General features: G+C 43.5%; 1 pseudogene. It reads left to right on the top strand.

The features are described 5' to 3' along the window. Window positions 1-74 precede the first annotated feature (74 nt). Window positions 75-1,095: pseudogene (locus GQS54_RS22885) on the top strand (IS3 family transposase); the annotation flags it as partial.

The raw sequence follows: 1,095 nt of genomic DNA, 5'->3' as shown, positions 1-1,095 counted from the left end.
TGTAGTGGCATAGTTAATTTGGCCACCTAATAAGAGGTGTTATGATCAATTTCATAACAGCATTAGGTGCAATGATGAGAAAGAAGACACGTCCAACATTTAGTCCAGAATTTAGGTTAGAAACAGCGCAACTGGTGGTTGATCAAGGTTATACCCACCAGGATGCGGCTAAAGCCATGGGAGTAGGTAATTCAACTCTCAGTAAATGGGTTAAGCAGCTACGCGAAGAACGTACGGGTAAATCGCCAGTAGCGATGCCAATGACGCCAGAACAACTTGAAATACGTGAACTCAAAAAGCGGATCGAGCGCATTGAGTTGGAGAAAGAAATTTTAAAAAAGGCTACCGCTCTGTTGATGTCCGACTCCCTGAACAGCTCTCGTTAATCGAGAACCTCAATCAGAGCAACCCTAAGCGTTATCCTATTATTTTATTGTGTGAAGTGTTTAAAGTGCACCGCAGCACATATAGATATTGGGTCATTAGAGATACCGTGATCTGCCCAGAGCGAGTGCGCTTAATAAGTGAAGTTAAACAATTTCATAATCAAAGTAATGGTTCGGCTGGTGCTAGAACAATTGCAGAAGGCTTAACGCAGCGTGGCTTTCCATTAAGCCGCTACCGCGCGAACAGGCTGATGAAAGAGTTGGACCTGGTGAGTTGTCAGCTGCCACAACATGCTTACAAGAAAGCAGCTAAGGAGCATGTTGAGATACCTAACTTGCTCGATAGACAATTTGCTGTGACAGAGCCTGACCAAGTGTGGTGTGGCGATGTCACCTTTATATGGACAGGCAATCGTTGGGCTTATTTAGCGGTTGTAATGGATTTATTTGCTAGAAAGCCAGTGGGCTGGGCGATGTCATTATCACCTGACAGTCAGCTCACAATGAAGGCTCTAACGATGGCATTTGAAAGTCGAGGTAAGCCTAAAAATGTCATGTTTCATAGTGATCAAGGTAGTCATTATACGAGCAGGAAATTCAGACAATTAATATGGCGCTATCAGCTTACCCAAAGCATGAGTCGCAGAGGAAATTGTTGGGATAATAGTCCAATGGAGCGATTTTTTAGAAGTTTAAAAACGGAATGGGT

This window comes from Paraglaciecola sp. 20A4, from assembly GCF_011378905.1.
Classification (GTDB): domain Bacteria; phylum Pseudomonadota; class Gammaproteobacteria; order Enterobacterales; family Alteromonadaceae; genus Paraglaciecola.
The sequence above is the reverse complement of the archived record's forward strand: the minus strand, read 5'-3'. Positions and strand labels throughout refer to the sequence as shown.